This is a genomic window from Thermostichus sp. MS-CIW-15, assembly GCF_054060575.1.
Genome location: NZ_JBSSDI010000013.1, coordinates 47843 through 71973, shown reverse-complemented (window position 1 = coordinate 71973; position 24131 = coordinate 47843). Strand labels below are relative to the sequence as shown.

Genomic DNA, 24131 nt, shown 5'->3' with positions numbered 1-24131 from the left:
TCAGCGTCGCGTAGTGACAACGGAAACGGACAGAATGCTATCGCTTCACCGCTGAGCAGTAATGCTCAGCAGTGTTCAGCGTAAATGTATCAGCTAGGCAAATAGGGCTTCCAGTTTGTCGGCGATGGCGGCAACCCAGGCCCGCTCCTGGCGGCTGAAGCTGCGCGGCCTGTCGCTGCCCAAAATGAGGCATCCCCTCTGGCCGATGGGCTGGCAGAGAACTGCCTGGGATCCGGGGGGCAACAGGCCGTCGAACTCGGCGCGGGCGGGGAAAAATCTCAGATCCCCCAGGTAGAGGGGCTGACGTGTCTCCAATACCTGCTGCAGGGTGCCCTGAAGCTGCAGGGAGGGCAAGTGGCCGGGGCTGGCCAGGATCCCCCGCTGCAGCAGGGTGCGCCCCTCCACCCAGATCACCACGGTGCGGGCGGCGGTGGTGCTGAGCAGGGTGTGGGAAGCCCAGGCCAGCTCCAGTTTTTCCCTCTCGGACAGATCCGGGTGCCAGTCGCAACCTGGACTTCCCTGCAGGGGGGCAGCCTGGGGAGGACGCGGCTGGATCTGCTGCCACAGCAGGCCGGTCAAGATCAAAACAGCGCTGAGGAGGATCCCCAAGGCGTCGGAGCGGGACTGGCTGGCCAGCAACTCCGGCGTAAACAGCAGGCGATTGGCCAGCACAAGGACGCTGCCCAGAAGGCCGGTCACCAAAGGCAGCCGCCTCAGCCAGCGATTGGGATCCCGGGAAGCCGGAGTGGATTTAACCCTCAAAGCAGGCAGACGTCTCTCAGAGTGCCCAGTAAACCCAGTCTAGAGCTATCCAAGGCGTCAGAGGCGGCTCCAGATGCCGAGGCGCTCTTGGCGGGCTCTTTTTTGCAGGCCACCGAAGTAGCTGTCGTATTTGATGTTGTGGCTGTAGGGAGCGATGCGGGCCAGGCCGTTGCGCACCAGCATAGCGTTCATCTGCTGGCCCTCCAGCCAGACGTAGGCCTCCACCAAGCCGGTGGCATCCACATTGCGCAGCAGCTTATCCCCTTCCAGCTTGACGGTGCGGTGCAGGAGGCGCTCCCGCATCAGCTCAATTGCTTGCTGGTAAAAGGGATCCTCCTCCGGGCTAAGACCTTGGATCCCGGCCAGGCGGATGAGGCGCAATTTCTGTTCCCCTTCGACCTGCACCACCAGCGTGTCACCGTTGACCACGCTCACCACCACTGCATCCGGGTAGCGATCAAAGTAGTGGTTGTCGAAGTAGAAGGGGGTATCGGGCACGACCCGCCGCTCCCCAAAGCCGTGGCCGGGCAGGGCCAAGAGCCATCCCAACACCGCAGAGCCAACAGCAATACGCCGGAACATGTCTTTCCCCCTTGCGGATAGCGGCTCCCCTCCCCCAGGGAGCGTTTGTCGGCAACACCTAAGTCGTAATGGTAGCGGCAACTGCCTGGAAGACAACCCCTTGCCAGGGATCCGATGGCCGGTTTGGGAGATGGGGATTCCTACTATGGGTGGGGGTTCTGGGCGAGAAACTCCCGATCCAAGGATAGGGGAGCAACCGGCTGGGTGAGCGTAAACTGACCGCTTACAATCCATTGTTTGAGGATCTCAGCAACTTGCATCGAGCGGCGCAGGCTGGCCAGGGGAGCGGTGCGCACCTTGCGGCCGTTGAGGGTGATGTGGCCGGATTTGAGCTGGGCATAGCTCACCAGGCCAAAGGTGGGGCGCACCCGCCGGGGGATGGAAAAGTCGATCACCGGCGCCACCAGCTCCTCATCCCGGATGGCGATGGGCTCCAGATCGGCGGGGGAAAGGATGGGGATGGGGATCCCAACCCCCAACATCAAGCTGGGGCCGTAGTTGCGGAAGTAGCAGCCCCGCACCCATTCGGCTTGCATCTGTTTGGCGTCGCCAATGAGGGCCAAGGTGGCGGCAGGGCCGATGGGGGTTTGGTTGGGCAGCCGTTTTTGCCGCGGGAAGTGTTGGGTGCCTTCCCAGGCGATGTAGCCGATGCCGCCCCCCAGAAAGATGCGGCTGCCGATCCCCACCCGGCGCAGGAGGGGGTCGTTGAGGAGGGGGGAGAGCTCACCTGGATTGGAATAGACGGCATTGCCCAGGTGCGGCTCCAGCAGGCCCAAATAGGTGTACAGGGGCCGATCCCCGCCGTTGACGCCGACAATGAAGTTTTGGTAGGCGTTGCGGGGGTTGAACAGGTAGAACTGGTTGAGCTGATCCCGCGTCAGGGTGGTCTCGTAGTCAGCGCGGGGATAGCAGTCGGTTACCTGGCCAACAGCCCGCAGGTGCACCCGCTTGCCGGCCACCAGATCGGCGATAACGTGGCCGCCCCCGTAGGGGTGATCGGCTTGCTCGCTGGGCTGGGCTGCCCCTAGGTAAAGATCCACGGCGCCAAAGCCGGCATAGGCGGGCACCCCATTTAGCCAAGCCTGGCGAATCTTGATCGGCGGATCCGTATGGCCCAGGTTGAGGATGGCCCCCGACGACTCCATCGGCTCAAAGGTGCCCGTGGTTACCACATCCACCTGCTCAAAGGCCTCCTCAAGGCTGAGGGTGGCCAGCTTGGCCTTGGCTTCCAGGGCCGTCCACACCCGCACCTGGCCTTTGGCAATGCGCCGGTTAATTTCTTCTAGAGTTCTTTCCATCGCCTTCAAAAGATGGCAAGGGTCTGGGCAGATCTCCCTCCCAGAGGGGCCACAGCGCCAATCAATATCAATAGCTTAGAGAGCCCAAAGGCGCTCGAGGGGGGAGGGTTGCCGTCGGCTGAGAGGGGGATCTTTCAGTACCCTTTCAGAGCTAGGTTGGGCATTTGCAGGGCGGCTTCCACCCGTTGCACCTGGGTTTTGAAGCTGCCATCCTGCTCCAGCCATATCTGCCTCAGGGCCGGGGGGATCACGTCCAGGCTAAACCGAGAGCTTTTGGGGCGAAATTGCACACAGGTGGAGGGACAGGCAAAGTAATCGACCCCCTGCCGGCGGCGGTGCAGGTCTTGGTGGATGTGGCCGAAGATCACCAGGCGAATGTGGTCGAACTCGTCCAAAACCTGAAACAGCCGCTCCGGCTGCTGCAGGGCACTCTGATCCAGCCAGTCGGAATCCACCGAGAAGGGGGGGTGATGCAGGGCCAAGAGAACATGGTTCTGGGCAGCCTGGCTGCGCTGCAGCTCCTGGCGGAGCCACAGCAAGGCGCCATCCGTTAGGTAGCCGCTGTCTTTGCCCGGCACCAGAGAGTTCAACAAAATAAAGCTCCAGTTCTCTCGGCTGAAGCTTTTCTCCCGGTGTACTCGCTCGGCGCAGAGCTCTGAGTTCATGTTATGAAGGCGATCGTGGTTTCCCGCCAGCCAATAGGTGTCGATGGGAAGAGCTCGCAGATGCTCCCGCAAACGGGCATAGGCGGCGGCGCTGCCATCCTGGGCGAGATCCCCGGTGAGCAGCAGCAGATCGGGCAAGGGATCCAAGGCGGCAATGGCCTTTTGCACCTGCAGGAAAGAGGTCTCCGTGTCCACCCCCAACAGCCGCTGGTGCGGCTTGGCAAACAGATGCAGGTCGCTGATCTGAACCACGTATACGGTCATAGACCAGACTGAAGGGGGATAGAAGCCCATCTCTGCAGATTTAAAACATTACCGTTTTAGCAGCAGATGTCTCGCCTGGGATCTGAAGAGCCAAATCGATCTCAATTGGTACAACCTTTATATGGATTGGGCATTGATGCAATTTCTGCAATCAGGCCTGCCTTGGCTGAGGCTTCCTAGAGCAGCTAAGATTCTCAAAAAATCTTGGAGAAAAGTCTTAAGAGACATTCAAAGAATGGCCCACATTCCTGAAGGCAGCCTGCACCTGCGGCCAGCGGGATTCTTGGGTGGAGGCAGTCAGAGTATAGAGGCGATGGTGGCGCACGGTTACCGTCACTACCTCGTGGCGGAGCTGGGATCCGATATCGGTTTGGTACTCAAACAGGTAGTAGGGCCGGCCTTGCCGCTCAAAAGCTTCGGCGGCCAACAGCTTGGTCGAGCGACCAGAGCCTTCCGGGGCGATGATCTTCTCCGCCACCAATTGCCCCACCTCGTCCGGGCCACCCAGATCGGCAATCGTCTCTCCCTTATCAAAGGGGGCAATCATCAGGCTGACGTTCTCCGTCTCGTAGACCAAGTCGCGCAGAAGCACCGCTGGCCCTTTCCCTGGCCCCAAGTTCACTGCCACCATGCCGTTGGGATAGGCAAAGGCAAAGGCTCCGCCAGGATCCCTGTAGGCGCGCAAGTTAGAGCCTGCGGAGCAGGCACCGGTGAGCAAGCTGAGGCAAACACAGAGCAGTAACAACACCCCAGAGAGCCGCTGTCCGAATCGGGCAAGATGCCCACCTTGTGCTGCTGACATGCCGGGATCCTCCGCTCAGATTGGTTACCCATCTCAATCATCCTAATATGGGCGCCTCCTCTCGAACCAGCGAAAAAAAGACCCTAGAAGTTCTTCAGCGGGATCCGTTCTGGTAGTGGCGGGAGCGCAACACCAGCACATCCGAGAGCTGGCGCAATTGACTCTGAACTTGGTCGAGCTGTTTTTTGTCCCGCACATCAATACAGAGATCGATCAGAGCCGTACGGTTGGCAAAGGTCTGCACCCTGGCATTGCGCACATTAATGCTCTGATCCGAAAGACGGGAAAGGATGTCCCGCAGCACGCCAACGCGGTCAATGACCTCCAGGCGCAGTTCCACAGGGTAGATCTGGGTGCTCTGCCGTAATTGCTCCTCGTTCCAGCGCACCGGCACCAGCCGCTCGCCCGGAACCTGAGCCACCCGCGGACAATCGCGATGATGAATGGTGATACCCTTGAAGCGGGTAACCACGCCCAGGATGGGATCCCCTGGCAGCGGGTTGCAACATTTGGCCAACTGGTGTTTCAGACCCTCCACCCCCAGGATGGGAGATTGGGATCGGCTGGAACCTCGGCTCCCATCGGCCCGCGGCAGCAGCAGCTTGGCTTCCTCAAGGGATCCCTCCTCTGGCGGGGGAGAGACTGCCGGCTTGCTCACCTCCTGCAGCCGATGGAGCACCTGCGTGGGGGTGACCTCTCCATAGCCCAGCGCCGCCAGCAGGTCGTCCACGCTGGTGTAGTTGAGCTTCTCGGCCACCTTTTGCATCCGCTCCGACTTGAGCAGCGCATCGAACCCCGTTTTGCCCAGCTCCCGCTCCAGCAAGTCCCGGCCCCGGGCGATGTTTTGCTCGCGATTGCAGCGCTTAAACCATTGGCGAATGCGGTTGCGGGCCGAGCTGGTGGCTACAAAATTGATCCAGTCCAGGCTGGGGTGGGCGTTCTTGTGGGTGATGATTTGGACAATGTCGCCATTGCGCAGGCGGGTATTCAAGGGCACGATCTTGTTGTTCACCCGCGCCCCGGCACAGTGATCCCCAATTTCAGAGTGAATGCGATAGGCAAAGTCCACCGGGCAGGATCCCTGGGGCAGGGCCAGCAAGTCTCCTTTGGGCGTAAAGACGTAAACCTCGCTCTCAAATAGGTTCTCGCGAATGGTGTCCAGGTATTCTTTGTCGTCCTTGAGGTCGTTTTGCCACTCCAACAGTTGCCGCAGCCAGGTAAAGCGCTCTTCCTCGGGCTTTACGGGGGTGCTGCCGGCTTCTTTGTACTTCCAGTGGGCGGCAATGCCGTATTCGGCCACGCGGTGCATCTCTTCGGTGCGGATCTGCACCTCCACCGGTCGGCCCTGTAGGCCGATCACAGCCGTATGCAAAGATTGGTAGCGGTTGGCCTTGGGCAAGCCAATGTAGTCTTTGAAACGACCCGGAATGGGGCGAAAACAGTTGTGAACGACCGCCAGCACCCGGTAGCATTCGCTCACGGTTTGCACGATAACCCGCACGGCCAGGAGATCGTAGATCTCGTGAAATTCTTTGCGCTGCTGCTGCATCTTGCGGTAGATGCCGTACAGGTGCTTGGGCCGCCCGCTAATCTCAAAGTGCTCTAGCCCCCCTTGAATGAGGTGCTTCCGCAGCTCTTCAATAAACGCTTGGATCTCTGCCTCTCGCTCGCTACGCTTGGCGTTGACCAGCTCTTGAATCTGGCGATAGGCTTCGTAGTCCAGGTACTTAAAGGCCAAGTCTTCCAGTTCCCACTTGAAATGCCAGATCCCCAGCCGGTTGGCCAAGGGGGCGAAGATCTCCATAGTTTCGGCTGCAATCTGTTTTTGCTTGTGGGGGGGCAGATATTGCAGCGTGCGCATGTTGTGCAAGCGATCCGCCAACTTGACCACAATGACCCGGATATCCTTGGCCATGGCCACAAACATGCGGCGGAAGTTTTCTGCTTGCTGCTCCGTTTTGCTGGAGAAATTAAACTGAGAAAGCTTGGTTACCCCCTCCACCAGCAGGCGAACCTCAGGGCCAAATTCGGCCTCTAGGGCCTCCAGGGTAACTTCCGTATCTTCGACAACATCGTGCAGAAGGCCAGCAGCTACGGTAACGGCGTCACCCCCCAACTCCCGCAACAGGCTGGCCACGGCCACCGGATGGGCGATGTAGGGATCCCCTGATTTCCGCTTTTGGCCCTTGTGCAAACAGTAGGCAAACTCGAAGGCCCGGCGCAGCAAATCTGCCTCTTCCGCCGTGTAGGATCGCAGCCCATCCCCGAGATCTTCAGCGCCTGAAAGCAAAGCCCGCAGCCATCCCGGCACCTCAAAATCCAGGCTATTTAGGTCAAAGGCTCCTTCTAAGCTGGTGGCAACAGCAGGCTGACCCATGGGAGTCCGCAAAAAGGATGGTTTAACTGCTACCTCTAGTATCGATCACTGGAGTTCCTTACAGCTTATCCTTGATTCAAGCCGCCTGCAGGCAGGTTGAAGAAAAAAGCTGCGCAATAAACCTGCCCCTAAGTGCAGGGAAAAGCTTAACGCTCTGCGCCTATCCTATCCCTCACTTTGCAGCATTCCGGAGCAAGATATACCAAAATCTAGTGGACTAGCCTCTTGCTGGAGGGCTAGCAGCTAGGGGGAGTTGCAAAGCTAGAGGCCCTAGCCATCCCTTGCGATAGTCGTTGAGAATTTGCCTTGCCGCTCGTTCGGCATCCCCTCGATACCGCCGCTCTGCGAGATCTTGCACTGCCACGCTGCCAGGGGGGATCGGGTCGGGCCAGCCGTAGCGCTGTTGCAGCAGGGCTTGGGCCTGGGGCTGCACCTGCAGCAGTTGATCCACGAAGTAGGCGGCCACCTGCTCAGGATCGTAGGCTGCGGCGCCGATGTCATCACAGATGGCCAGCAGGGAGGCTGCCTGTTGATCCGGCAGCGAAGGCGGGAGGATGCCCGGCGAGTCCAGCAAGTCCAACTCCCCTCCCAGCCGTACCCACTGCAGTTGCCGGGTTACCCCAGGGCGCGCGGCGCTCTCGACGGCTCGCCGTCCCAAAAGTCGATTCAACAAGGCAGACTTGCCCACATTGGGAAAGCCCACCACCACGGCCCGGACAGCCCGCGGCCGCATGCCCCGCCGTTGCCGCCGCTCGTTTACCGCTTGCCCCATCTGTAAGATGGCTTGCTTGAGGCGGGGCACCCCTTCTCCCGATTGGCCGTTGGTGGGATAGACCGGGATCCCTTGCTGCGAAAAATGCTCCTGCCACGCTTTGAGATCCCTTGCCGCAATGGAATCGGCTCGGTTAAGCGCCAAGAGGCGAGGTTTTTCCCCCAGCCACTTGTCCAGCTCAGGGTGACGGCTGGCCAGCGGGATCCGCGCGTCCACCACTTCAATTGCCACGTCCACCAGCCGCAATTGTTCCCGCAACTGGCCAATGGCCTTGGCCACATGGCCGGGATACCACTGGATGGGCGGAGAGCTCATGCCGCCAAAACCTTGGAAAAGCTCGACGGCTACGCAAACAAGGACAGGATCTACTTTAGCCTGCCCAGCCCGCTCCTTCCCAATCCCAGGGCGAGTAAAAAATAATACAGTATAGGTGTGACTAGGATCCCTTGCCAGGACAAGCTAACGTTAAGGGATGTAACAACGAAGGAGAGACAATGGTCAAGCGGGTGCGGTTGGATCCCATTGCTCAGGTGTCGGAAGTGGCCACCAACAGCAACTTGCTCTCGGTGCTGTTGCGGGAAGAGCTGAATGTCTTGAAAGAGTGCGGCGGGCGCGGCCTCTGCGCCACCTGTCATGTGTATGTAAAAGAGGGGATGGAATCGCTCTCGGCCATGACCCCCCGGGAGCAGCGCACCTTGGAGGTGATCACCACTCGTAAGACCAATTCCCGCCTAGCTTGTCAAGCGCGGGTTCTGGGGGAAGGGGTGGTGGTGGAGTTGCCGGTGGGGATGTACATCAACGCTTTTAAGGATATCGAGGTGTTGATTGGGCGGCGGGCGCAGCAGCCCCTTTTGCACCCAGTAACTGGCGCCGTTTTGGTGCAAGCGGGCAAGCTGATTACGCGCTCGGTGCTGGAGTCGGTGAAGAATTTGGATCTGGATATCCAAGAGGCCTTGGCCCTCAGCAGCCGAGATTTTTAGCCATTTGAGGGAAGCTCTTCGCGCTAGTTCAGCTAGAAACCGCAGCAGCCCCGCACCGTACCCCCCTCAATCCCCCCGCCCCCCTGCCCCCCGTATACGGGGGGTTGGGGGGAAGGGGGGCGGTCGGAGCCGGGTAGTTTACTCTGCTAGCAAGTCCTTATGAACCCTGTGTTTCTTGGGATCGACCTGGGTACTTCGGGGATGCGGGTGGTGGCCCTCTCGGAGGCAGGCGAGATAGTGGGCAAAAGCGAGCGCTCCTGGGATCCACCGGAAACCAACCCGGGCCGCTGGCTGCGCACCCTGAAGACGCTGCTGGCACACCTGAAGACCCAACTGGGGGATCGCTACGCCATCGTTGCCCTCAGTGCCTGTAGCACCTCTGGCACGGTTTTGCCGGTAGACGGGCGGGGCATGCCGCTGGATCAGGCCTGGCTGTATTCCGACCTGCGGGGACAGGCCCAGGCCCGGCGCTTGGGGATCCCGGCCAGTTGGGGGCTCAGCCGCTGGCTGTGGTGGGCAGAAGCCCATCCTGATCAATACCGGGACAGCTACCTGGCCCACCCGGCGGACTTTCTCCTGAGCCAACTGGGAGGCCGCCGGCGGGTAACCGATCACACCCATGCCCTAAAAAGCGGCTTCGACCTGGAAACCTACACGTGGCCGCGGGAGTGGCTGTCTCGCCATGGCCTCGACCCCAAGCGCTTTCCTGAGGTGGTGGCGCCAGGAACGGTTCTGGGAACGGTGCGGGCGGAGTGGGAGCTGGGGCCAGAGGTGCTGATTGCTGCCGGGATCACCGATGGCTGCGCCGGACAGTTGGCCGCAGGGGCTACTCGCTTGGGGCAGGTTGCCACCAGCCTGGGCACAACCCTCATCTTCAAGGCCAACAGTGCTGTTCGCGTGAGCGGGACGGAGTCCTATCCCGTGCAAACGCAAAGCCTCTACTCCCATCTGCACCCCGACCGAACCAGTTGGTGGCCAGGAGCAGCCTCCTTCTGCGGCGGCGGGGTCTTGCCCCACTTCTTCCCCGGCGGCAACTTTGCTGCCCTGGATCGGCAGGCGGAAGCCCATCTGCCCACGGGCTTGGTCAGCTATCCCCTCTGCCGACCCGGCGAGCGTTTTCCCATCCTGGATAGTGAATTTGCCGGCTTCTTGCCCCAGGCGGAAGTGGGATCCCCTCGCTTCTATGCAGCTCTCTTGGAAGGGGTGGCAATGGTGGAGCGGCTGGGGCTGGAGACCTTGGCCGCCCACGGGATCCCCATAGAGGGAACGCTGTTGACCACCGGCGGCGGCTGCAAAAGCCCTCTGTGGCTGCGCCTGCGCGCCAGCCTCCTTGCCCGCCCCTTAGCAGTGGTCAAGCACCCCGAGGCCGCCGTAGGGGCAGCTGTCCTGGCCGCCTCGGCCTATTGGTGCTGCTCGGTGCAGCAGGCTGCCGATCGGCTGGTGCAGGTGGAACGCCTCATCCAGCCCGATCCCGAGTGGGTCAAGGCCTATACCGAGATCTACTCGGAGTTCCTTAGCCGCCTTCCTAATTTCTGGAGATTCCCTGAAGGGAGAGCCACTAACCCGCTACTCACTGGGTAGCAGGTTTTCTTTTGTTTCCAATTTCTAGGGATCCTCCCGAAGGGGGAACCTGAAAGTGTTCGTGGGCTGCCCCGTTCAGTTTCGCCTGAAGTTTCCAATTTCTAGGGATCCCCCCGAAGGGGGAACCAGGACTGTTGCCCCGACAGGGGATCCTGCGCGTCTTCGAGTTTCCAATTTCTAGGGATCCCCCCGAAGGGGGAACCGCACAAAACTGATCAAGCTAAGCGACGGCGTAGTGATGTTTCCAATTTCTAGGGATCCCCCCGAAGGGGGAACAGAAAAGTTAGACTCTCACAAAAACCCCGTATTAGTAAGTTTCCAATTTCTAGGGATCCCCCCGAAGGGGGAACCCTCCCTGCCTCTTTATCCCTTAGCCAAAGCAAGAAAGGTTTCCAATTTCTAGCGATCCCCCCGAAGGGGGAACTGGAAGGCGGTGACGTTCCCGAGGGCGCGGTGATCACCTGGTTTCCAATTTCTAGGGATCCCCCCGAAGGGGGAACGAGGTGCCGCAGATTGATCCGCAAAGAGCCCCTGTTGTTTCCAATTTCTAGGGATCCCCCCGAAGGGGGAACATTAAATCAGGCAGCCTGTAGCCCAATCGGGCTGCGGGAGTTTCCAATTTCTAGGGATCCCCCCGAAGGGGGAACCAGACATCCAGATCCAATGATTGAATACCTCATTCGGTTTCCAATTTCTAGGGATCCCCCCGAAGGGGGAACGTGAGCACATGTCTACGTAGTCCTCGAAGCTGTTGAAGTTTCCAATTTCTAGGGATCCCCCCGAAGGGGGAACTCTACCCTTATTAAACCCAAGCGGGGCAAGGAATGCAAGGCCTATTTGCGAGGGGGTCGGTCGAAGAGGGCAAAAAAAGGCCTTGCAGAGGAGGGGTGAGAGGCCTGAAAGCCTTGTGGCGCAAGGCATCGAGCGGGTCAACGAAAAAATCGGCTTTTGCGGGTTTTGGCGAGGCGCTCGCAGAAGCGTTGATACCGTTTTTATGTGCTTTTGGCAACATGGCTAGGATCGGGATCCCTGGCAAGTCCGAGCTAGGGGCTAATTGCGCAGGCGACCGGAGCGGAGGATGCTGAGGATGAGCCACAGTCCCAAGAGGCTGGCGGCGCCAAAAAGCAGCTCGCTCAGCCAGAAGACCTGGAAGCGCTGGGTTTGCGCCGAGATGATGGCGGCGCCGATAATCAGGGATCCGACCAGGATGCTGTAGGAGAGGCGGTTGGCCGACTGATCCAGGCTGATGCGGAGGTCTTCCAGCTCTTGGATGGTGAGGTTCCAGCGTTGGGTTTCCGAGGTGATGCGGCTAAGCAGCACTTCCAATTGCCGCGGCGACTGCAGCGAGAGGTTTTTCAGGTCCAAGGCTGTGCGCAGCAGCGAGGGTAGGGGAGCTTCCCCCAGCAACTGCTGCCGAAACACGTCCGCCATCAGGGGGCGAATTTGCTCCGGCAGATTGTAGTCTGGGGTGAGCTGGCGGGCGATCCCTTCCAGATTGGCCAGGGCCTTGGCGCACAGCCCCAGGTTGCCGGGGATGCGGATCTGGTTGCGCCGCGCTGCTTGCAGGATCTCGGAGAAAAGCTGGCTAAAATCCAGCTCGGCCACAGTTAGGGTGTAGTACTGCCGCAAAAGACGCTCGTATTCCCGCTGCAACTGGGCCAGGCTGACGGCGGGATCCCGCAAGCGGCCCCTGGGGCTTTCCGGCAGGGCCAGCTCCAGGGTGAGTTCGGCACAGCGCTGGGCATCCAGGCTGACGATGGCCAAAATCAGCTCCAGCACAATCTGCTGCGTGCGCGGATCCAGCCGCCCAATCATGCCGCAGTCCAAGAGGGCTACGCGACCGGATCCCAAATAGAACAAGTTGCCGGGGTGGGGATCGGCGTGGAAGTAGCCGTCGATGCAGATCTGCTGGAAAAAGGCGCGGGTGAGCAGGCGGGCAAGCTGCTGCGGCTCGGCGTCGCTGCGATCCGCCTCCAGGAGTGGCTTTCCTTCGATCCACTCCAGGGTCAGCACCTTGGGGGTGGTAAGAGCCCAATAGACGCGCGGCACCACCAGTTGGTTGGGATCAAACCAACGGCCAGCCTGCAGGCGTTGCCGCAGCTGCTCCGTGTGGCGGGCTTCCTGGGTAAAGTCCAGCTCCGCCTGAATGGCCCGGCAAAACTCATCCGCCAAGGCCACCACGTCTGCCAGCCGGCCAAATTCTGTTTGCGCCACCAATTCAGCAATGCTGCGGATGAGCCTTGTATCCCGCTCTACTATTGCCTCCACGCCGGGCCGCTGGATCTTGAGGGCCACCGCTTCGCCGCTGACGAGATGGGCGCGATGGACCTGGGCAATGGATCCCGCCGCCACCGCTTCCGTGTCGAGGCTGCTGAATACCTGTTCCAGCGGCTTTCGCAACTGCTGGCGCAGCAGGATCTCCACCGCGTTCCAGGGCACGGGGGGCACATTGCTCTGCAGGGTGCTGAGGGCCTCGATATACTCCCGCGGCAGCAGGTCGGGGCGGGTGCTCAGCAACTGGCCCAGCTTCACATAGACCGGCCCCAGATCCACCAGGATGTTGCGCAGCACCAGGGGTGGTGGCAGTTGCGGCTCTTCCGCCTTGCCCAAAGAGAGCAAGCGCCGCATGTAGTCCCAGCCGTGGCGCAGGACTACTTCTAGGATCTCCGCCTGACGGGCGCTATTCTGGGCCAGCCGCGCAAAGACCACCTCTTTCCTCTCCTCTTCCGGGCTTGCCTAGGAAGGCTTAGAAAAAGGGCACGGGAGCCACCCGGCGGGTTCCATCCCAGCCGCTGGCTAGCCCTTCTCGCAAGACCCGCAGCACCTCGTCGGTGCTGGCGTTGGGCTCGGCAAAGGAGAAGAGGTGCTTATAGCGCAGCCTCCCTTCGCGATCCACGATGAACTGGCCTGGCAGGGGCGCCCCCAGGGCTTGGCCGACGCCGTAGAGCCGAAAGGTTTTGCACTCCGGATCCACCAGCAGCGGATAGGGCAGTTCCAGGTCGGCTTGGATCTGTTGGCTTTGCACCGGGTCGGTGCTGGTAACCATCAGCAGCTCTGCTCCCAGAGCCCGGATCTCCTCGTAGCGGGCCTTCAGCTCCTGGATGTGGGGGTAGCAGAAGGGGCAGAAGAGCTTTTCTGTAAAGATGCGGGTAAAGGCCAGAACCACCGGCTTTTGGCCGCGGTAGTCCGACAGGCGCACGGGATCCCCGTGCACATTGGGCAGCTCAAAGTCAGGGGCCAGCTCGCCAATCTGCAGAGGGCTGTTGGCCGGCTGGGGGATGAAGTTGTCGAAAAAGCGACGGTTGAACAGGCTGCTGTTGCTGGTCATTGCCATTTTTTACGTTTCTTTACTACCTGCCACCAGCCTAACCCAAAGCCTCGGCCACTGCCTTTAGCCGTCGCAGTTGTGCCCGCATGTCGTGCCGGGTCAGCTCCGCTGCCACCAGATAGAACCCTGCCGCCACCCAAGGGTTGGGGATGCAAAACTCAAAGCGGTTTACCAATAGCGTTCCCAGCGGCTGGGGGCAACATTCCCAGCGGTCGGTGCCCTGAAAAAAACCCTCAAACTGCCACTGCACCAGGCCCTCGGCCCGCTCGGCGATCACGCAGTCTAGGCTGGGGGAAACCAGCGGCAGGCGCAGGAAAAAGCGGTAGCGGCTGCCCAGTTGCCCAGTGGGGGATCCCAGCGCCTCACAGCCCAACAGGGGGTTGAGCCAGCGCCGCATCAGCGCTGGATCGATTAGACAGCGCTCCACCTGGGCCACGCCAGCGGCAATTTCAATCGCTTGAGTATAGACGGGCATGCTCTAGGGAGCGGCTGCAGCGGCAGGCTGCGCTTCGCCGCCAGGGACGACGGTACTCAGCAAAATCAGGATATCGCGATACTCCACCTGATCCGGCCCGCGGCGGGGGGATCCCACTTGGATGACCGCCTGCTGGGGCGGCCTGTCGGGGCGAGGGGGAGACTCGAACACCAGCGTGCGGATGCCGCCGGCCTGCTCGAGATCGGAGAGGAGATCCCAGCCCCGGCCCCAGAGGGTGCGGCGGTAGTAGGCGGCGATCTCCGAGAGAGGTTGAGAGGTCTGCAAAATCAGGGAGGCAAGCCCTCCTTCCTGATCCCAAATTTGCCCCGAAGAGATGACGGTGGCGTCGGGCAAGCGCAACTGGTGCGGGAAGTGGGGAGGGAGAGCGCGGGTATCGCCCACGGAAGCCTCAAAATGGGTGCCATCTTCGCCGATGTGGCGCAGCACCGGATCCGGGGGGGCAGCTTCGGAAGGAGATGCGTCTGGCCAAGGGCGACAGGCAGCCAACAACGCTAGCGACAGCCAAGCCAGAAGTTGCACCTGACCTGGGCAAAAATGTCCTCTCATCGCATAGCCAGGGATCCCTCAGTGGGTTATAGCGGATCCCCATTCCTCCCCACAACCCGTTAGCAGGGATAGCAGGACCCCTCGAGCTGCACAAGCGGCAACTGCACAGCCTAAGATAGGTTCTGGAGAGGTGTCCGAGTGGTTTAAGGAAGCAGTCTTGAAAACTGTCGTGGCGCAAGCCACCGTGGGTTCGAATCCCACCCTCTCCGTCAAATCAAGTTTGCCGCAGGGAGACCATCCAGACCTAGCTGGATTCCCTTGTCTCAGTTCCCAGAGGTTTGTTTTCAGAGGCAGCCGGCCAGAGGCCGCGGCAGCTAGGATCCACTCTCAGCAGGATGAGGATCCTCTTTTTTTGGGGGTTCTCGAGGAGAAGATTTTTGGCTCCACTGGAGTTGTCGCAGGATCCCGCGTAACAGGGCCACCTCGGACAGGGTCAGGCCGGCGCGGTGAAAGAGGGCGCGCAGCTTGAGCATCTTGCGGCGAGCGGTGTGGGGGTGCAGGTAGCCAATTTGCAGCAACAGCGCCTCCAGGTGGCCGAAAAAACCCTCCAGCAGCTCGAAGGGAGCCGGCTTTGAGATCCCAGAGCTGGTCACTGGCGGGGGAAGATTCTGGCAGAGGAGGGTGCGCAGCTCGTAGCAACAGATGCCCACTGCCTGGGCCAAGTTCAGGGAAGGGTAGGCCGGATCGGTGGGGATCTGGATCTGGCGATGGCAGAGGGCCAGCTCTTCGTTGCTCAAGCCCCGATCTTCAGGGCCAAACACCAGAGCGGCAGGGCCGGCAGCCAGCAGCTCCGGGAAAGCCTGGCGGGGAGACTGAATTTGCCATTCGGGCGGGTAGGGCTCGCGGCGGCCTGCTGTCCCGAATACCTGCACACATCCCTGAAGGGCCTCGGCTAAGGTTGGCACCTGCCGGGCTTGGCGGAGCAAGTCCGTCGCATGCACGGCCATGGTGACTGCTTCTGCGTCGAGGGGATCGCATTGGGGATCCACCAACACCCACTGCCGCAGGCCCATGTTTTTCATCACGCGGGCAATGGCCCCGAGATTGCGCGGCCCTGCCGGCCGCACTAACACAAGGCGTACCTGCGCCAATCGCTCCTGAGCCCAGTTGGACGATGCCGGCATTGCTCAGAAATCGCAGATAGGGATCCCCTAAAGTAGAGGAGTTAGATCTTGTCATAGATTGCGCCGATGGGATCCGCCTACCGCCGTTGGCTGAGTTGGATGTGCCTATTGCTGCTGGGGTGCTGCTGGGGATCCCCAGCCTTGGCTGCCCATTCGTCGCTCTCCCCAGCAGCAGAGCCGACTCAGGTGTCGCCCCAGCTCGTTCGCGATAGCGGTGCGGAGCACTTTTCTCTGGCCGAGGCGCGACAGCGGCTGGAAGCCATTGCCGAGGCCATGCGCTCGATCCGCCTGTGCAGCCGCCCCAACTGCCGTTACCGCGATATCTCCGTCGAGGTTCGACCCATAGCAGGAGCCGAGCCGCCGGAGTACGAGGGCCGCATCGACGCCGCCATCGACCGCCCCTCCGGTAGCTTGGACAGGGCCCACTACCGGCTGCGATTTCGGGGGGGGCGTTGGCAGTTGTTGGGGGGGGAAGAGGTTTCCGATGTCTCCTCGTTTTTCTTTGAGGGAGATACTTACGAGGTGTTCAGCGCCTACGGCAGTCGCAAAGGCAAATTGGCAGACGCCAGCAGCAGCCTGCGCGTTGGCTATCGGGAACTCTACTATCGCGTTTTCGACCGGGGCCAAGAGCGTTGGCCATAGAGACCTATGAGAGAACAACAACACACCTTGGCCAGCTCTATTTCCCTAGAGGGGGTGGGCCTGCACACCGGCCTGCCGGTTCGCTGTAGCCTGCATCCGGCCCCTGCCAGCAGCGGTCGAGTCTTTGTGCGGGTGGATCAGCCGGGCTCCCCTCCCATCCCCGCTCGGTTGGGATCCCTGGCCCCTGCCGCTCTCTGCACCCGTCTACAGCAGGGATCCCCCCCTGTCCAGGTGCAGACGGTGGAACACTTGTTGGCCGCTCTTTACGTGCTGGGCATCGACAACTGCCGCATCGAGGTGGAGGGGCCGGAGCTGCCGATTCTGGATGGCTCCGCCCTGCCCTTTGTGGAGGCCGTTGCCCAAGCCGGGATCCTGGCCCAGGAGCAGCCGGCCCTGCTGGGGGTGATCCAGGAGCCGGTCACGGTCTGGGCAGGGGAAGCCTTTGTCAGCGCCGTGCCCTACCCCGGGTTTCGCTTTACCTATGGCATCGATTTTGCCGACTGCCCTATCGGCCAACAGTGGCTGAGCTGGCGGGAGAACAGGGCGGACTTTGTCCAATCCATTGCCCCGGCCCGCACCTTCGCCCGCCAACAGGATGCGGAGCTGGCCCGCCAACAGGGGCTGATTCAGGGGGGCAGCTTGGAAAATGCTATCGTCTGCAGCAAAACCGAGTGGTTGGGGCCGTTGCGCTTCCCGGATGAGCCGGTGCGCCATAAGCTGATAGATTTACTAGGAGATCTCAGCTTGTTGGGCTGCCGCTTGCAGGGGCACATTGTGGCCTACAAGGCGGGCCACGCCCTCCACCACCGTTTGGCTGAGCAGTTGCTCAAGAGTGGATCCCTGCAGGTGGAGCCAGCTCAAGAGCAAGCAAGGGATCCCCTTTGCCTCGGTGGGGTGGAATCTCGCTCTTCGTTTTGAGGGGGATCCCGGCTGCTGGGATGGGTGAAAAGTTCCTGGCCTGCTGCAATTTCTCTGTGCGGCCTTGCTTTGGGTTCAATGCCCGCCCATGCGGGCTTTAGCTAATCCGCCGTTCGCGCTAGCGGGACGTAGTCCTGGAAGCCCCGCTCTGTACCCCCCAGTCCCCCAGCCCCCCAGTCCCCCCGTATACGGGGAGATATAGGGGGGCGGGCCGGTCAGAGTCGGGATGAGAGGCGGGAGCGTTCAACAGGTACAATGCATTCATCATGAGAACCGCTTACCAGTACCGCTTGCGCCCTACTGCTAGCCAAGTCGCCCTGATGGGTGAGTGGCTGGAGCTGCTGCGTAAGCAGTACAACTATCGCCTGGCAGAACGGTTCAACGGGTGGGAGCAGAATCGCTGCAATATCCATGCCTGCTCCTTGACGGTCTGCCATCTGCCTGAGTTGAAAGACAAGCCCGATTTCTACTCACAGAAACGAGACTTGGTAAACACAAAGGCTCTCTTCCCCGAATACCAAGCGATTCATTCCCAGGTGCTCCAAGACTGTGTAGAACGAGTGCAAAGAGCGTTTGACCGATGGCTAAAAGGTGACTGTAACGGCAAGCGGGCAGGCAGGCCCAGGTTTAAGGGTGTTGGGCGGTATCGCTCCTTCACCTTCCCCCAGATGAAGCAGGACTGCATTCGAGGGCAGTTTATCCATCTGCCCAAGATTGGGCCGGTCAAGCTGGTCCAACACCGTCCTTTGCCTGAGGGGTTTGTTATCAAAACGGCCACCATCACCCGCAAGGTGGATGGGTGGTACGTCACCTTGAGTTTGCAGGATTCGTCTGTCCCGGAATGGAGCCCTGACACGCCAACGTGGGAAAACACGATGGGGATAGACCTGGGGCTAAGCTCTTTCTTGGTCACCGATGAGGGTGAGGCGGTTGAGGTTCCTCAGCATTACCGTAGGGCGCAAAAGCCCCTCAAGCGGCTGCAACGGTCTGTATCGCGCAAGCAGAAGAGGCCAAACCGCTACCAGAAAGCGGTCAAGAGGTTGAGCAAGGCACATCAGAAAGTAGCCAACCAGCGCCGAGATTTTCACCACAAAACTGCCCGCAAACTTTTGCAGACAAGAAAGCACATAGCCCATGAGGCGTTGGACATCAAAGGTCTGGCGAGGACTCGACTGGCCAAATCTGTGCATGATGCTGGGTGGGGGCAGTTCCTGCAAATTCTGGCAGCCAAGGCTGAAAGAGCTGGGCTGTTGACGATTGCAGGGGATCCCCGCGGCAGCAGTCAAGGGTGCTCGGGGTGTGGTCGTGAGGTGCCCAAAAAGCTGCATGAGCGGTGGCACGATTGCCCCTCCTGCGGGCTAAGGCTGTCACGGGATCACAACTCGGCGCGAGTTATCAAATCCAGAGCGGTGGGGCGTCCCGTTCTTCAAGCTCAGGAAATGTCCTGCCATTGGGCAGGAGTCACTGTTGGCGAAGCGTGGCGTAAGCCATGAAGCCTGCACTCTATGCGTCAGCATGAGTGCGGGAGTACGTCACGGTTTCACGGTTTGTCTTCTGGCTCTGTGGGTTACTATGTCCTCTGATGTCTCTCCTCCACCTCTTCTCTCGGCTGAAGCAGCTGCCCAGTTGGCAACCGCTCCCCCCGTCTTCACCACGGATCAAATCCTGGAGATCCTGCCCCATCGCTACCCTTTTTTGCTGGTGGATCGCGTGGTGGAGTATCAACCAGGGCAACGGGCGGTGGGCCTGAAAAACGTCACCTTCAACGAGCCCTTTTTCCAGGGGCACTTCCCCAACCGACCGATCATGCCCGGCGTTCTGATCGTCGAGGCCATGGCGCAGTTGGGGGGGATCGTGTTGACCAAGTTGCCGGATGTGGCTGGGCGGTTGGCTCTCTTTGCCGGCATCGATGGCGTTCGCTTCCGCCGCCCCGTGCTGCCGGGGGATCAGTTGCTGCTGTCAGCCAATTTGCTCACCATCCGGCAAAAACGCATCGGCAAGATGTTTTGTCGGGCCCAGGTGGGGGGACAGTTGGTGACCGAAGGGGAGCTGATGTTCTCCCTGGTGGATTGATGGGCCAACAGCGGCCAGCAGCGGGGCCTTTGGCGCTCCGCAACCGCGGGGCAAGTGGGGGGTGGCCATCTGTTTTCCCCATCGAGGAGGAGCCCAGCGGAGGCAACTTGGCGTGGAAAGACCCTGCTAAAGTGTTGGGATAGGGGCATGTCAAGTGCTGCTTTCACCTCCCGGTCGGAGTTTCACAGCAGAGCGGTGGAGGATTGTGCCCTCCCCAAGCAAGCCCTAATCGCAGGGTTGGGAGCGTAGCTACATTTGCTGGCTAGGTTAGAAATGAGTTCGTTGGCTTCAGCGGGATCCACTCCCAACTCCTCTGTTCGGATTCATCCCACAGCGGTGATCCATCCGAAGGCTGAGTTGCACGAGACGGTACAAGTTGGCCCCTATGCGGTTATCGGCGAGCATGTGCGCATTGGCGCCCGTACGGTGGTGGGGGCCCACGTGGTGATCGATGGTTGGACAGATATTGGCGAGGACAACCAGATTTTTCCGGGGGCGGTGCTGGGCACGGAGCCTCAGGATCTGAAGTACAGCGGCGCGCCCTCTCAGGTGGTGATCGGCAAGGGCAACCGCATCCGCGAGTTCGTCACCATCAACCGAGCCACCAATGAAGGGGAAGCGACGGTGGTCGGCGATCACAACCTGCTGATGGCCTACGTCCACGTCGCCCACAACTGCGTCATCGAAAATCAGGTGGTGATCACCAACGCTGTCTCCCTGGCTGGCCACATTCACATTGAGTCGCAGGCGCGCATCGGCGGCATGGTCGGGATCCACCAGTTTACCCGTGTGGGGCGCCTGGCTATGGTGGGGGCCATGAGCCGGGTGGATCGCGACGTGCCGCCTTACATGTTGGTGGAGGGGCACCCGGCCCGCATCCGGGGCCTTAACTTGGTGGGGTTGCGGCGAGCCAAGGGGATGGAGGGATCCCTGGCGGCCTTGCGGCAGGCCTACCGGCTCCTCTACCGTTCCGGTTTGCCCCTGGAAAAAGCGCTGCAAACGCTGCGGGAGAGTCTGCGAAGCGAGGGGGGCTCTAGCATCTTCTCCCTGCAGGGGAAAGAGCTGGTGGACGAGACGGGATCCCTGCTCCATCTGCTGCAATTTTTGGAAGATTCCCTTTCCCAACCCCAACGGCGCGGCCCTCTGCCGGCCTTGCGCCGCAGCAGAGAAGAGGACGACCTGTGAGCCATCTGTTTATCTGCACCGGAGAAGTCTCCGGGGATCTGCAGGCCGGCCATCTCATCCGCGAGTTGCTGCGCCAACGCCCGCACCTACGCATCACGGCAGTTGGGGGAGAGGAGATGGCCGCTGCGGGGGCCAATCTGTTGCACCGCACCACGGAGATCAGCTCTATCGGCATTCTGGAGGCTCTCCCCTTCGTCGGCCCTGCCCTATGGACGGAGTGGAAGATCCGCCGCTTCCTGGCGCAAGACCCGCCTGATTTGGCCATCCTGGTGGATTACATCGGCATCAATAGCCGCATCGCCCGCCTGTTGCAGCGGCGACGCATCCCTGCCGTTTACTACATTGCCCCCCAAGAATGGGTGTGGTCGCCCAACAGCCGCCTCACCTACCGCCTAGCCCAGCAGATGCGACTGATGGTGGCGATTTTCCCTGAAGAAGCCCGCTACTACGCCGCAGCAGGTGCCCAGGTTTGCTATGTGGGCCACCCCCTGCTGGATATTTTGGCGAGTGTACCCGGTCGCGCTCAGGCCAGGGCTGAGTTAGGGATCCCTGAGGAAGCGATGGTGGTGGCGCTGCTGCCGGCCTCCCGCCGCCAGGAGCTGCGCTCGGTTTTGCCCATCTTGCTCCAGGCAGCGCGGCTGTTGCGGGCTCGCCTGCCCCAGGTGCGGTTTTGGGCGCCGCTGGCCTCGCCCCGCTTTGCCGCCCCGATTGCCCAAGCCGCCCGCCGCTATGGGCTGGAGGATCTCACCCTTCTCTTGCCTCGCCCTTCGCCTCCGAAGGCGCATCACCTGCTGTTGGCGGCCGCCGACCTGGTGCTGGCCAAGTCGGGAACTGTCAACCTGGAGGCGGCCATTTTGGGGATCCCGCAGGTGGTGATCTACCGCCTCAACCCAATTACCTTTTGGCTGGCCCGCCATTGGCTGAAGGTGTCGGTGCCCTTTATGTCTCCCCCCAACTTGGTGCTGATGCGCCCCATTGTGCCGGAACTCCTCCAGGAGGAGGCCCAGCCAGAGCGAGTCGCCCAACTGGCCTTGGAGCTGCTGACTCGGGCCGAGCGCCGCACCCAACTGCAGGCCGACTATGCTGCTATGCGGGCAGCGCTGGGGGAGCCGGGAGTTTTGGCCCGCGCCGCCAAGGCCATCCTGGAAGTGCTCGACAGCGAAACTCGCCCTAAGGGAGATCCCTGAGGCTAGCCTGTCGAGAGAATGGCATCCAAGAGGGGATCCGCCCCAAAGCGCACCACGTCGGTACAGGGCCGCCCGGTCTCCACTTCCACCTGGCGGATCTGGGCCAGGGCGGCTTCCTCCTCCCAACCGAAGGTATTGAGGGCCACCCCCACCACCGGCACGGGGGCAAAGGCGCCGGCAGCTCTGGCCACCTGTTCGTACAGCTCGATGACCTTACGCAGGGGAGGGATGGGTACGTAGTCCATCCCTTTGATGTGGGTTTGCCCAGCTCGGTGGACCAAGATCAAGTGGGTGGGCTGGGATCCCCGCAACAGGGGCAGGGTTGCTGTAGAGGCGGGGTTGAGCAGGGATCCCTGGCCTTCGATGTGCAGGATGTCGTGGTCAAATCCATAGCGCAACACCAGTTGCTCCACAGCGCCGCTGGCGTAGTCCACCCGCACCGCATCCAGGGGTATCCCATCGCCGCTGATGAGGATCCCGGTTTGTCCGGTGGCCAAAAAGCGGGAGCGCAGGCCGCGCTTCAGGCTGGCCCGGTGCAGTTCCAGGCTGGTGGACATTTTGCCCACGGCCATATCGGTGCCCACCGTCAGTACCCGCCGACAGGGGAGAGAGCGAGCTAGGCCCCTCCCTACTCCCAGACCAGGGGGTTCGCGGCGAATGTCCCAGATCCAGGCTCCCGGCTGCAGCCACTGCCGCAACTGGGCATCTTCCGCTAGGGGGGTGTGCAGCCCGTTTGCTAAAGACAAGCCGGCTTGCAGGGCTTGGCAGAGCTCCTCCCGCCACTCAGGGGGCAACTGGCCGCCGGAAGGAGCGATCCCAATCACCAACACCTCGGGGCCGTAAACCAGCGCCTCTTGCACCGAGGCTACGATGGGAATGTCTTTGGCAATGCCCGTGAGTTGGGCCAGGGATCTCCCCGCCTGCTCCCGATCGATGACGGCCACCACTGGAAAAGGCCCATAGCGCAATAGCCCCAGCCCTGTTTTGCCGTACTCCCCCAACAGGCCGCCGTGGAGCAGGATGGCCACCCGAGTTTGACTGGAGAGCATGGTCCTACTCCCGCAACTCCACCCCTAGGCCGGGTCGGTCGGTGGGGATGAGACAGCCCTCCTGCACCGAAGCCCCGGAGAAGGGATCGTCGATGAGATTGAGGTGGCTGTCTAAGTCCACGTAGTCCACCAGCGGCGCTAGGTGGGCCGCCGCCGTGTTGCCCAGGGCGGTGTTGCTGTAGCAGCCCAGCATCACCTGGAGCCCATAGGCTTTGGCGGTGTGGATCATGCGCCAGGCTTCGCTAAGGCCGCCGCACTTCATCAGCTTGATGTTGATGCCGTGCACCCGATCCACCAGGGCGGGAATATCGCGGCTGTCGAAACAACTCTCATCCACGAAGATGGGCAGCTTCGACTCGTGCCAGAGGGTGATCAGCTTCGCCTCCTGTCCCCTCTCCAAGGGCTGCTCCAGGTAGCTCACCCCCTGCCCCGCCAGCCAATTGCTCATGCTCAGGCTCTGTTCCACCGTCCAGGCACCATTGGCGTCCACAGTAATCAGGGATCCCAGCGGGATCACCTCCTGCACGGCAATCAGCATGTTCTGATCGGCCATCAGCCCCAAGTCGCTGCCCAGCTTGATCTTGAAGGCCCGCGCTTGGGTCTGTTCCATCCAGGCCAAGGCACGCTGGCGGGCCGCCTGAGGGGTGGAAATGCCAATGGTCAAAGTGGTGGGCGGGATGCGGGAGCGATCCAGTCCCCACACCTGCCACAGGGGCATCCCCAGACGTTTGCCCATCCAATCGTGCAGGGCCATGTCTACTGCTGCCCGCGCCGCCGAAGGGATCCCGGCCCGCAGCAGTTCCGCCTCAATGGCCTGCCGCTCCCAGGGGGAGTGGCGGCGTAGGATCCCTTTGGCCACCTCCAAACCCACCAAGATATCCTCCAAAGACTGGTGGCAGTCCTCGCTCACCGAGAAAGGACAGGCCTCCCCCCAGCCCTCGATCCCCTCCTCTTCGATCCGCACCCAGGCCAGCGTGGCCTCGGTATAGGTGCCGCGGCTGAGGGTGAGGGCATAGCGCTTGTGAACGGTAAAGGGTTCGACGTAGAGCCGCATGGGCAGTTGCAGCGAGGTAATCCTGAACAAGTTGGGCCGACTCCGTCCCTTTGAGCTTAGCTTGTCCCCCGAATTTCCCATCAGCTTGGCGTTGCCCGCCCTATTTTCGACCGATCTCAGCCATTGGCAGAAGCTGTCTCGAGAAAGGGGACAAGTTAGCAGGCTTCTCCCGTCGGAAAGGCTCGCAAGCCGCCGGCCTGCTCCCCATCTTAAGCTGATCCCTCTCTGGAAGCAGGCCCCCAACCGGCCCCGTGGATCCGGCGAAGATCCCGGCCTGACCAGACAGGCGTCACCACCCTGCCGGAACTAGGAAGGGGGATTTAAGTTTCAACCAAGTTGGGGCATAGTAAGGCCATGGGCAGCGCCCTTTGGGACGCGCAGGCCTGCATGTCCCCACCGTTGATCCCTGCGGTTAACTGCAGTCATTATGTGAATACATCCTGGGT

22 protein-coding genes, 1 tRNA gene and 1 CRISPR repeat array are annotated in these 24131 nt (G+C 61.2%); of the genes, 9 read left to right on the top strand and 14 right to left on the bottom strand.

Annotated elements, in window-relative coordinates; genetic code table 11:
- Positions 1-93 precede the first annotated feature (93 nt).
- The 7 genes from ACVW0R_RS06715 to ylqF all read right to left on the bottom strand — a co-directional run bounded on the left by ACVW0R_RS06715 (position 94) and on the right by ylqF (position 7837).
- Entirely contained in the window at positions 94-762 is a 669-nt protein-coding gene (locus ACVW0R_RS06715; RefSeq protein WP_011430759.1) for a cofactor assembly of complex C subunit B, read from the bottom strand.
- A gap of 57 nt (positions 763-819) precedes the next feature.
- A complete protein-coding gene (locus ACVW0R_RS06710) occupies positions 820-1344 on the bottom strand; it encodes a thermonuclease family protein (protein WP_457501837.1) in 525 nt (174 codons plus the stop codon).
- 143 nt (positions 1345-1487) lie between these two features.
- Complete coding sequence (locus tag ACVW0R_RS06705; RefSeq protein ID WP_011430761.1) at positions 1488-2642, bottom strand: homocysteine biosynthesis protein; 1155 nt, start codon at positions 2640-2642, stop codon at positions 1488-1490.
- Between the two features lie 134 nt (positions 2643-2776).
- Positions 2777-3571 carry a 3',5'-cyclic-AMP phosphodiesterase gene (gene cpdA / locus ACVW0R_RS06700; protein WP_041438436.1) on the bottom strand — a complete coding sequence of 265 codons (795 nt, stop codon included), beginning with the start codon at positions 3569-3571 and terminating at the stop codon, positions 2777-2779.
- A 217-nt stretch (positions 3572-3788) separates the two neighbouring features.
- Positions 3789-4373: a photosystem II reaction center PsbP gene (gene psbP, locus ACVW0R_RS06695; protein WP_071813523.1), complete on the bottom strand. Its 585-nt coding sequence runs from the start codon at positions 4371-4373 to the stop codon at positions 3789-3791.
- 94 nt (positions 4374-4467) lie between these two features.
- Complete coding sequence (locus ACVW0R_RS06690) at positions 4468-6750, bottom strand: RelA/SpoT family protein (protein WP_457501836.1); 2283 nt, start codon at positions 6748-6750, stop codon at positions 4468-4470.
- A gap of 217 nt (positions 6751-6967) precedes the next feature.
- A complete protein-coding gene (ylqF, locus tag ACVW0R_RS06685; protein WP_099813047.1) occupies positions 6968-7837 on the bottom strand; it encodes a ribosome biogenesis GTPase YlqF in 870 nt (289 codons plus the stop codon).
- A gap of 179 nt (positions 7838-8016) precedes the next feature.
- Here ylqF and ACVW0R_RS06680 point away from each other — a divergent pair, with 179 nt between their 5' ends.
- Both ACVW0R_RS06680 and ACVW0R_RS06675 read left to right on the top strand, forming a co-directional pair.
- Positions 8017-8502: a 2Fe-2S iron-sulfur cluster-binding protein gene (locus ACVW0R_RS06680; RefSeq protein ID WP_457501835.1), complete on the top strand. Its 486-nt coding sequence runs from the start codon at positions 8017-8019 to the stop codon at positions 8500-8502.
- Between the two features lie 159 nt (positions 8503-8661).
- Complete coding sequence (locus ACVW0R_RS06675; protein ID WP_099813045.1) at positions 8662-10083, top strand: FGGY-family carbohydrate kinase; 1422 nt, start codon at positions 8662-8664, stop codon at positions 10081-10083.
- 13 nt (positions 10084-10096) lie between these two features.
- A CRISPR array of direct repeats spans positions 10097-10875; the repeat unit is 36 nt; unit sequence GTTTCCAATTTCTAGGGATCCCCCCGAAGGGGGAAC.
- 258 nt (positions 10876-11133) lie between these two features.
- On the opposite strand, the gene ACVW0R_RS06670 is transcribed toward ACVW0R_RS06675, so the two are convergent.
- The 4 genes from ACVW0R_RS06670 to ACVW0R_RS06655 are packed head-to-tail and all read right to left on the bottom strand — an operon-like array spanning position 11134 to position 14453.
- Entirely contained in the window at positions 11134-12792 is a 1659-nt protein-coding gene (locus ACVW0R_RS06670; RefSeq protein WP_011430768.1) for an ABC1 kinase family protein, read from the bottom strand.
- A gap of 37 nt (positions 12793-12829) precedes the next feature.
- A complete protein-coding gene (locus ACVW0R_RS06665; protein ID WP_011430769.1) occupies positions 12830-13411 on the bottom strand; it encodes a peroxiredoxin family protein in 582 nt (193 codons plus the stop codon).
- 37 nt (positions 13412-13448) lie between these two features.
- Positions 13449-13886 (bottom strand): SRPBCC family protein, encoded by a 438-nt coding sequence (locus ACVW0R_RS06660; RefSeq protein ID WP_099813044.1) that lies wholly within the window; start codon positions 13884-13886, stop codon positions 13449-13451.
- Between the two features lie 3 nt (positions 13887-13889).
- A complete protein-coding gene (locus ACVW0R_RS06655; protein ID WP_011430771.1) occupies positions 13890-14453 on the bottom strand; it encodes a hypothetical protein in 564 nt (187 codons plus the stop codon).
- A 124-nt stretch (positions 14454-14577) separates the two neighbouring features.
- Here ACVW0R_RS06655 and ACVW0R_RS06650 point away from each other — a divergent pair.
- Positions 14578-14662 (top strand) — tRNA-Ser (locus tag ACVW0R_RS06650).
- 105 nt (positions 14663-14767) lie between these two features.
- Here the strand turns inward: ACVW0R_RS06650 and ACVW0R_RS06645 are convergent.
- Entirely contained in the window at positions 14768-15577 is an 810-nt protein-coding gene (locus tag ACVW0R_RS06645) for an RNA methyltransferase (protein ID WP_457392426.1), read from the bottom strand.
- A 66-nt stretch (positions 15578-15643) separates the two neighbouring features.
- Between ACVW0R_RS06645 and ACVW0R_RS06640 the strand changes: the two genes are divergently transcribed.
- From ACVW0R_RS06640 to lpxB, 6 genes are all read left to right on the top strand, one after another.
- Complete coding sequence (locus tag ACVW0R_RS06640) at positions 15644-16219, top strand: hypothetical protein (protein ID WP_011430773.1); 576 nt, start codon at positions 15644-15646, stop codon at positions 16217-16219.
- A gap of 6 nt (positions 16220-16225) precedes the next feature.
- The gene (gene lpxC, locus ACVW0R_RS06635) at positions 16226-17137 is read left to right on the top strand and encodes a UDP-3-O-acyl-N-acetylglucosamine deacetylase (protein ID WP_414346968.1); all 912 of its coding nucleotides are present in this window, start codon (positions 16226-16228) and stop codon (positions 17135-17137) included.
- Between the two features lie 266 nt (positions 17138-17403).
- The gene (locus tag ACVW0R_RS06630) at positions 17404-18630 is read left to right on the top strand and encodes an RNA-guided endonuclease InsQ/TnpB family protein (protein WP_457501834.1); all 1227 of its coding nucleotides are present in this window, start codon (positions 17404-17406) and stop codon (positions 18628-18630) included.
- Positions 18631-18709: 79 nt separating this feature from the next.
- Positions 18710-19210: a 3-hydroxyacyl-ACP dehydratase FabZ gene (gene fabZ, locus ACVW0R_RS06625; RefSeq protein ID WP_011430776.1), complete on the top strand. Its 501-nt coding sequence runs from the start codon at positions 18710-18712 to the stop codon at positions 19208-19210.
- 273 nt (positions 19211-19483) lie between these two features.
- Positions 19484-20395 (top strand): acyl-ACP--UDP-N-acetylglucosamine O-acyltransferase, encoded by a 912-nt coding sequence (lpxA, locus tag ACVW0R_RS06620; protein WP_414348434.1) that lies wholly within the window; start codon positions 19484-19486, stop codon positions 20393-20395.
- On the top strand, positions 20392-21582 hold the full coding sequence (gene lpxB, locus ACVW0R_RS06615; RefSeq protein ID WP_457501833.1) for a lipid-A-disaccharide synthase: 1191 nt from the start codon (positions 20392-20394) through the stop codon (positions 21580-21582). Before lpxA ends, lpxB begins: the two co-directional genes overlap by 4 nt.
- 2 nt (positions 21583-21584) lie before the next feature.
- Here the strand turns inward: lpxB and ACVW0R_RS06610 are convergent, their stop codons facing one another.
- Entirely contained in the window at positions 21585-22631 is a 1047-nt protein-coding gene (locus ACVW0R_RS06610; RefSeq protein WP_457501832.1) for a DUF1611 domain-containing protein, read from the bottom strand.
- 4 nt (positions 22632-22635) lie between these two features.
- Positions 22636-23685, bottom strand: a complete 1050-nt coding sequence (locus tag ACVW0R_RS06605; protein ID WP_457392438.1) for a dipeptide epimerase — start codon at positions 23683-23685, stop codon at positions 22636-22638.
- Positions 23686-24131 lie beyond the last annotated feature (446 nt).

Bases quoted from the DNA above. Each gene is read 5' to 3' on its own strand.
- ACVW0R_RS06710 (WP_457501837.1), bottom strand. From the start codon at position 1,344: ATGTTCCGGCGTATTGCTGTTGGCTCTGCGGTGTTGGGATGGCTCTTG.
- ACVW0R_RS06705 (WP_011430761.1), bottom strand. From the start codon at position 2,642: ATGGAAAGAACTCTAGAAGAAATTAACCGGCGCATTGCCAAAGGCCAG.
- cpdA (WP_041438436.1), bottom strand. From the start codon at position 3,571: ATGACCGTATACGTGGTTCAGATCAGCGACCTGCATCTGTTTGCCAAG.
- psbP (WP_071813523.1), bottom strand. From the start codon at position 4,373: ATGTCAGCAGCACAAGGTGGGCATCTTGCCCGATTCGGACAGCGGCTC.
- ACVW0R_RS06690 (WP_457501836.1), bottom strand. From the start codon at position 6,750: ATGGGTCAGCCTGCTGTTGCCACCAGCTTAGAAGGAGCCTTTGACCTA.
- ylqF (WP_099813047.1), bottom strand. From the start codon at position 7,837: ATGAGCTCTCCGCCCATCCAGTGGTATCCCGGCCATGTGGCCAAGGCC.
- ACVW0R_RS06680 (WP_457501835.1), top strand. From the start codon at position 8,017: ATGGTCAAGCGGGTGCGGTTGGATCCCATTGCTCAGGTGTCGGAAGTG.
- ACVW0R_RS06675 (WP_099813045.1), top strand. From the start codon at position 8,662: ATGAACCCTGTGTTTCTTGGGATCGACCTGGGTACTTCGGGGATGCGG.
- ACVW0R_RS06665 (WP_011430769.1), bottom strand. From the start codon at position 13,411: ATGACCAGCAACAGCAGCCTGTTCAACCGTCGCTTTTTCGACAACTTC.
- ACVW0R_RS06660 (WP_099813044.1), bottom strand. From the start codon at position 13,886: ATGCCCGTCTATACTCAAGCGATTGAAATTGCCGCTGGCGTGGCCCAG.
- ACVW0R_RS06655 (WP_011430771.1), bottom strand. From the start codon at position 14,453: ATGAGAGGACATTTTTGCCCAGGTCAGGTGCAACTTCTGGCTTGGCTG.
- ACVW0R_RS06645 (WP_457392426.1), bottom strand. From the start codon at position 15,577: ATGCCGGCATCGTCCAACTGGGCTCAGGAGCGATTGGCGCAGGTACGC.
- ACVW0R_RS06640 (WP_011430773.1), top strand. From the start codon at position 15,644: ATGGGATCCGCCTACCGCCGTTGGCTGAGTTGGATGTGCCTATTGCTG.
- lpxC (WP_414346968.1), top strand. From the start codon at position 16,226: ATGAGAGAACAACAACACACCTTGGCCAGCTCTATTTCCCTAGAGGGG.
- ACVW0R_RS06630 (WP_457501834.1), top strand. From the start codon at position 17,404: ATGAGAACCGCTTACCAGTACCGCTTGCGCCCTACTGCTAGCCAAGTC.
- fabZ (WP_011430776.1), top strand. From the start codon at position 18,710: ATGTCCTCTGATGTCTCTCCTCCACCTCTTCTCTCGGCTGAAGCAGCT.
- lpxA (WP_414348434.1), top strand. From the start codon at position 19,484: ATGAGTTCGTTGGCTTCAGCGGGATCCACTCCCAACTCCTCTGTTCGG.
- ACVW0R_RS06610 (WP_457501832.1), bottom strand. From the start codon at position 22,631: ATGCTCTCCAGTCAAACTCGGGTGGCCATCCTGCTCCACGGCGGCCTG.
- ACVW0R_RS06605 (WP_457392438.1), bottom strand. From the start codon at position 23,685: ATGCGGCTCTACGTCGAACCCTTTACCGTTCACAAGCGCTATGCCCTC.